9 protein-coding genes are annotated in these 6750 nt (G+C 35.9%); 7 read left to right on the top strand and 2 right to left on the bottom strand.

The window, feature by feature from the left end:
* The 6 genes from WNY79_RS15060 to WNY79_RS15035 all read left to right on the top strand — a co-directional run.
* Window positions 1-465 (top strand): hypothetical protein (locus WNY79_RS15060; RefSeq protein WP_342876280.1); only part of this gene is annotated, 465 nt, incomplete at its 5' end.
* Between the two features lie 260 nt (window positions 466-725).
* A complete protein-coding gene (locus tag WNY79_RS15055) occupies window positions 726-1274 on the top strand; it encodes a polymorphic toxin type 15 domain-containing protein (protein ID WP_342876279.1) in 549 nt (182 codons plus the stop codon).
* A gap of 2 nt (window positions 1275-1276) precedes the next feature.
* Window positions 1277-1960 carry a GAD-like domain-containing protein gene (locus WNY79_RS15050; RefSeq protein ID WP_342876278.1) on the top strand — a complete coding sequence of 228 codons (684 nt, stop codon included), beginning with the start codon at window positions 1277-1279 and terminating at the stop codon, window positions 1958-1960.
* Window positions 1961-2039: 79 nt separating this feature from the next.
* Window positions 2040-2513: a hypothetical protein gene (locus tag WNY79_RS15045; RefSeq protein ID WP_342876277.1), complete on the top strand. Its 474-nt coding sequence runs from the start codon at window positions 2040-2042 to the stop codon at window positions 2511-2513.
* Between the two features lie 307 nt (window positions 2514-2820).
* Entirely contained in the window at window positions 2821-2979 is a 159-nt protein-coding gene (locus WNY79_RS15040; RefSeq protein ID WP_342876276.1) for a hypothetical protein, read from the top strand.
* A 397-nt stretch (window positions 2980-3376) separates the two neighbouring features.
* The gene (locus WNY79_RS15035; protein ID WP_342876275.1) at window positions 3377-3919 is read left to right on the top strand and encodes a hypothetical protein; all 543 of its coding nucleotides are present in this window, start codon (window positions 3377-3379) and stop codon (window positions 3917-3919) included.
* 5 nt (window positions 3920-3924) lie between these two features.
* Here WNY79_RS15035 and WNY79_RS15030 read toward each other — a convergent pair whose 3' ends face one another.
* Together WNY79_RS15030 and WNY79_RS15025 are read right to left on the bottom strand one after the other, a co-directional pair.
* Complete coding sequence (locus WNY79_RS15030) at window positions 3925-5514, bottom strand: MASE1 domain-containing protein (protein WP_342876274.1); 1590 nt, start codon at window positions 5512-5514, stop codon at window positions 3925-3927.
* On the bottom strand, window positions 5501-6130 hold the full coding sequence (locus WNY79_RS15025) for a response regulator transcription factor (RefSeq protein ID WP_342876273.1): 630 nt from the start codon (window positions 6128-6130) through the stop codon (window positions 5501-5503). Before WNY79_RS15025 ends, WNY79_RS15030 begins: the two co-directional genes overlap by 14 nt.
* 148 nt (window positions 6131-6278) lie before the next feature.
* Between WNY79_RS15025 and WNY79_RS15020 the strand changes: the two genes are divergently transcribed.
* On the top strand, window positions 6279-6731 hold the full coding sequence (locus tag WNY79_RS15020) for a DUF302 domain-containing protein (protein ID WP_342876272.1): 453 nt from the start codon (window positions 6279-6281) through the stop codon (window positions 6729-6731).
* Window positions 6732-6750: the final 19 nt, after the last annotated feature.

The following is a 6750-nucleotide window of genomic DNA, read 5'->3' as shown; positions in this document are numbered from 1 at the left end:
GCGTTATTAGATGAAGCTGGATTGGCGGCCTGCATGGCGTATGTAGATTTAAACCCTATCAGAGCCAAAATGGCAAATACACCCGAAGAATCAGACCATACCAGTGCTCAAAAGCGACTAACATACGCAAAAGTTGGTAAACAGCCAAAACAACTACTTCGCTTTGCAGGCATGCCACGTCAAATTATGCCAAAAGGACTCCCGTTTGAACTTAAATCGTACCTTGAACTTGTTAAGTTAACAGGGCGCTGTATACGAGAGGACAAACGAGGGTATATTGAGAGTACACAATTACTCTTACTCGAAAGAGTCAATATTTCCCCAGGAAACTGGTTAAAACTCACCACACAGTTTACCCGCGTATTTCACGGTGCAGTAGGGCGACCCAGCTCACAAGGAAGTTACTGTGAAAGCTTAAACAGAAAACGGCGCGCGAATATCAGTAACTGTGAGTTACTAGCATAAACGTTATATTACTCAGTAGATAAATCATAACTGCACCAATGTAGTTATTTTTATGCGTATAATTTAGGTTTATAGATGAAAGTGGCTTATTTAGTAGATGAAAAGAAGTAACGCAGTCTTAAAAAATAAATTATTAGCCTAAAAAAATAAATCTAGGCACAACTTTGCTTGCTAATTTAGAGTGGGTGTCTAGTTTATTGTATTGATCTAGTAATTTCGAAAGTACAGAAAAACTGCAATCCGATGAAGATGATAAAAAAATGGAGTTGCACGAGGTTGCATGTTTTAAGAAAAATGCAAAAGGTACAGAAGCAGAATATGATCGTCAATTGAAAGGCCAACAAAACGGCATTAATGATATGACAGTTAGAAACTATCTAGATAATCGCGAAGCTTACAAGAAAATTGGTCGAAAAGGTACTGGTGCAGCGCAAAGGAAAGCAAGAGAACGATTTAAATCGAATTTAATAAAAGAATATAAAAAAGAGCTCAGAAAAACTGAAAAATTGAGAGGTGAACCGCTGACAATTAAAGCTGGATTATTGGCCAAAAGAGATATGAAAACACTCAATGCGCTCCATAATCCTGATATGATTGCTGGGGGTAACGATGATAATGGCGATTTACTTGACTTAGATGATGCGAGTGTTAATCAATCAATTGGTTCTCAATGGAAAAATAAAGGGGTTAACGATATTGGAGATAAAGAGTCGTTGAGCCGAGTCGAAGCTATGGACGCTCAAGCTAAAAGTGCATTAGAAGAGTTGGGACCAGATGCAATGATGAATGTAAACTTACATAGGTGTTAGTAATGAATGAATATTTTGATGATTTTTACAATTATGAGGGGTTTGGTCCTTCAATTAAAGCAAGTATACCTAATCAAGAAACACTTGACTTTTATAAAGATAGACTGCCAGAACGTTTAATTGAATATTGGAAAGAATATGGTTTCTGTGGGTGGGGAGATGGCATTTTTTGGCTAGTTAACCCTAGTGAGTACCATGACATTCTGCAAACGTGGTTGCAAGGAACTGAATTTGCTAAACGGGAAGAGCAAGGTATCGATAGTTATTATGTTATTGGGCGAAGTGCCTTTGGGGATTTAATTGTTTGGGGTAGTACATCTGGGCAGAGTATAGATATCAATTCAAATTTTGGTATGCTCTTTCCTACCGATAATTCTACAGATTTAGAAGAAGATGGTGAAACATTAACGGTCGATTTATTTTTTGCTACTATGAGTAAAGATCCTCTAGATGAAAAAGACGTCGATGAGAAGTTATTGTTTGAAAGAGCCTGCAAAAAGCTAGGTCCCTTAGAATTTGATGAAATGTATGCGTTTGTACCTGCATTGGCCTTAGGTGGCACAAACAAACTAGAAAATCTAAAAAAGGTAAAGGTTATTGAGCATTTAAACTTTTTAGCTGACTTAGGTGAAAAACGGGTAATGGCTGATATTGTTGCTATGTCAAATGAGTTACATAAAAAGTAGATATGATTTTAGTAAGTTGCTAACTAGAAATATAAGTTGAGCAATTACACCTTTACTGTCATTGACTAAGAGATTTTACATGAATAATTTATTTAAAGCTTCGATAAAAAAAAATGAAACAAATAGCTTTTTTCGTGGAGAAAAAAACTACTTCGTAAGAACCCTTGACTTTGACCAACATAATCATGGTGCAAACCTTGGCGGGCATGTTGAATCTTTTTTAAGAGCGAGTACTGACAACGCTGAAGTTTTCGATGAAGCTTTTATAAAGTTTTTGGAGTCTTTAGAAGTAACTAAAGAAGATTTGACACATTTTATGGCCAATCTTTCAGCGTTTTTTGCTTTAAAAAATAGAGATAAATTGGAAGGGTCAACGCTCTTTAGAAGCCCGGATAGTAACGAATCAAAATTAGTTAAAAGCTATTTAACAAAGATATCAAACACTGATATATACCTTACTGAAAAAGATAGGTTATATATACATGCAAATTTTATCTCTAAAAATGATAACGATATTTTATTAAATACATTGAAAGAAGTAGATAAGGGATAGGTTGAGCTTTCCATCTTTCACTAACTTATATTTAAATATTAAACGAGCTATATAAAAACTATAAAAAGCACTTTAATATGTCATCAATAAGAATAACTCAATCTGTTGGATTGGGCGGCACAGCACTAACAGTTTAAATGATGTAAAAACTGTAAAAACTGTAAAAACAGTACAAACCGCATTGAATAAATTACTAAAACTTGTTCCACCTACACAAGTTTTAGTTGTTGATGGTCGCTTAAACCCTCGCCCAGAAAACTCAAAAACTATTGCTGCTATTAAGTTATTCCAAAGCTAAGTGTTAAACATGGTTCGATCCGATGGAAAAATAAATCCGAATGATGCTACTTTCCGCAAAATTAATGAAAAGCTTGCCTTATATAACTCTCAAAAAGCAGGAATGAAAGATCCTCAACTTTTCTTGAAAAATGTAATAAAACCAACGCTGTTAAAAATTGCTTTATAATCAAAAAAGCAGAAATCTTATTGCTAGGTACAGTGATTCAAGAAAGTCGATTGAAGTATCGTCAACAACTAGGCGGTGGACCTGCTTTGAGTTATTTTCAGATAGAGCCTGCTACTCATGATGACATTTGGGATAATTACCTAAGTTATCGAGGAGAGTTAGCATTAAAAGTTAAAAGTTTAAAAATTAGAGTCGCTGTCTAGTTTAACTATTATAAATTTAAACCACTGCTTTACTTTTTAACCATTAATCGTGGAATTGACTGTCAAAACGGAGCTTTATAAATAGCACGTGTTATTTTCTAAGCCATTTTCCTAGGTTGATTAGGAATATGGATGATTTTTTACTTTCATAATTGCTAATAAACTATTGAAAACTGGGACGTTAAGATACAAATATGACTTTATTAGATGAAAGTACAAAAGAATTTGGCAGCATGAGCGTATTACTTCATAACACCAATACAGCAAGTTATTGTATTGAGTGGTTTAGTAAAATGACCGGAGCGTCGATTACCTTAGCAAGAGTGGAAGCTGGCAAGTATTTAATTACCCGAAAGTGGGCAGAAGGGCGCGAACTAGATGATGTTACCAGTGACTTTAACCGCGCTAACCAAGCTATTATTCATTTTTTGAATAATGTTGATATAGCTAAGATGAACGAGCAAAGAGTCGCCGCAGCTAAACTTTACTGTATAAATTTATTTGTAAAAGCAGAAGGTTTGAGGCCTGTTACTAACCCTAATTTACCAAAACCAAGGCTGCAAGACGCTATAGGCAAAAAGGTGATAGTAAAGTCAACCTTAGGCAATTGCCAAATAGCTACCGGACTATTGCTACAGCTGGTGGGTAACCAAGTTGAAATTCAGGTAAACCCAGATAGCGCATTTGATGAGCAACCAAGGCAAAAGTTTTACACTAAGCAAGTATCAATTTGTTAAAGTGTTTAACGGCCAATATTTATAGGCAGTTTTACCTTAATGGTAAAGCCGGCTTGATTAGTAACCTTAAAGCTACCACCTAGCGCAATAGCTCGCTCTTGTATAAAAGCTAAACCATAGTGACCTGAGTTTTCTGTTGGCTTTACTTCGCTTCCGTTATCACTAATTTCTAATTTTATAAACTGACTATCCGTTTTAATATTTATAATAAGTTTGGTCGCGTTGCTATGCTTAATACAATTGGTAACAGCTTCTTGGCAAATCCTGTAAACGGCAATTTCATGCTCTTTAGTGAGTGTATCATCTACGTTAAAATTAACCTCATAGCTTATATTTGCTTTTGTAAGTAAACTTTTTAATCGTCCTTGAGTCATCGCATTTTGTAGCCCTAACTCGTCTAATTCACGAGGGCGAAGGTAGTGCATTAATTGGTAAACAGAATCGTACATGGAGTTTGCATTGCTTTTTAACGTAGCCACAAACGATTGTGTTTTTTCATCACAAAGGTGCGATAAAATAGCCAAGTCGGTTTTTAAAGCTGTTAAGTTTTGCCCAAGTTCGTCGTGTAACTCTTGTGAAAGGTGCTTTCGCTCGTTTTCTTGCACGCTCACCATTTTAGCCCCAAGAAGGGTATTTTGATTAAGTTGCTTAGTCAGTGCACGGTTAATCTTTTTTAATTCAGTATTTTTACGTTTAAGCTCTGTAATTGCCGCGCCTAACACCATGCTGGTAATCGCATTAGCCAAAATAAACAACTGGCTAATATAGGTATTGCTAGGCTCATGGGTCATGCTTGCTTCAACTATTATGAGTGCATTTATAAGTGTCGCACTACTTACTGCGCCAAGTATGCCAAAGCGATACGAAAACCAAATAATAGGTAATAACGATGCAAGGCGTAGTAATGGGTAAGTATCGGGCCGTATAAGATATACAAGCATCGCAACAAGTAAAACAGTAGCTAACGTAACCGTTAAATTAGTTACTTTAAGTAATGCCGGGCGCTTTAACGAAAGGTTTAAAGAGTGAAGTAGCATAATAAACGGCGCAACTAATAACGAGCCTGTTATATCGCCAAGGCACATATTTAACTGATACTGTAATAGCTCTTTAGCAACCAATATGTTTGTAAATTCAAACGCACTAGAAAACAAAAACCACTTTATTGAGGTGCTCGCAACACACAATAAAATCAACGAAAGTATACCTAAACTATTATTAATACTTGGTGGCCAGCGGCTATGTTTAAACACATACACAAGGGCAAAAAAGCAAAGCTCCTGCCAAAAACCATGCAGTAGATTAAACTCCCAAACCCCGGTCATTGTATAACCTAAGTGAGCAGCCAAAGCACGAGACGATATCCACAACGTAATCCAATACCGAGTTGGCGAAAGCAAATAAAAAGCAATTTTTATCCCTGCAGGAATAAATATAGCGCTACTTTCAGGGACAGTTTCTAAATTAGCTCCAACCCAAAAAGCAGCAATACAGGCAATAAAATAAATTACGCCAACTACAAACTGCTTTGTAATTTCTTTAGCGGTTGCTGCAATAGAAAAATTAAAAGCAGGTAATGTACTAGGTAAGTTCATCTAGCTGAATTACTCCCGCATCAATCGCTATTTTTAGCAGTTCAAACGATGTTGTTACATTAAGCTTGCTGTAAATATTTGCTTTATGCACATGCGCTGTTTTAGGCATTATTTCTAATTTTTGTGCTATTTTCTTTGCATTAAAGCCCTTTGCTAACAGTGGTAAAGCTTCGAGCTCTCGGTTAGTTAAAATAGTTAACGCTGAGTTTGACGTATTTAAAGCAAAATTTACATCTTCACTTATATAGCGTTTACCTAATGCAACCGATTTAACTGCATCAATTAACTCCTCCGACGCAGATCGTTTAGACACGTAACCAAGTGCGCCTAATCGTAGCGAATTACTTACATAAGGTTCGTAATCGTGCATGGAGGCAACAATGGTTTTAATTTCAGGGAAATTTTCGTTAAGGTAGGTTAAAAATGTAAGGCCGGTTTCTGATTCATTAAGTGATATATCAACAATAAATATATCGGGTTGTTCAAGCTCAACAGCCAGTTTTGCTTGGCTAACATTGCAGGCTTCTATTATTACTTCCCAGTCTGCTTGTAGCTCTAGTAGTTTTTTAAAACTGTCGCGTACTAATTGATGATCTTCAATTATTCCAATGTGCATGTATTTCTCCCTTTAAATTTATTATACATTGAAACAGATAACCATCAGCCAAAAATTTTATTAAATTTAATTACCTAGCAAAAAATGTACATTGTAAAAATTAAAGGAGCAATAACGCTCAGTATTTATATATTTAAACGGAGACACTATGAAAACACTAAATATTATTTTTGGACTCGCATTACTCTTTGTTATTACAAATGCTAACGCAGTAGAGGGACTAATTTCAGTAAAAAGCTCATTAAACGCTAAAGCCACTATGGATAAGTTTGAGAATTTGGCAAAACAAAAAGGGCTAAATATATTTGCACGAATAGATCACGCAGCTGGAGCTAAAAAAGTAGAACAACAACTACGCCCAACAGAGGTTCTTATATTTGGTAACCCAAAAGGCGGCACACCTCTTATGCAGTGCGCACAAACAATAGGTATTGATTTACCGCTAAAAGCACTGGTATGGGAAGATGCACAATCGCAGGTATGGTTAAGTTATAACGATCCTGCTCATATAGCTGCGCGCCATAACGTACCAAACTGTTTAGTTGCTACAAAATTAAGTAAAGTATTAGCAGCACTGGCAGATAAAACCGTTGGGCCATAAAACTAACTTTAAACAATGC

Source organism: Pseudoalteromonas sp. AS84 (assembly GCF_038900255.1).
Lineage (GTDB): Bacteria > Pseudomonadota > Gammaproteobacteria > Enterobacterales > Alteromonadaceae > Pseudoalteromonas.
This window is presented reverse-complemented; position numbering and strand designations above follow the sequence as displayed.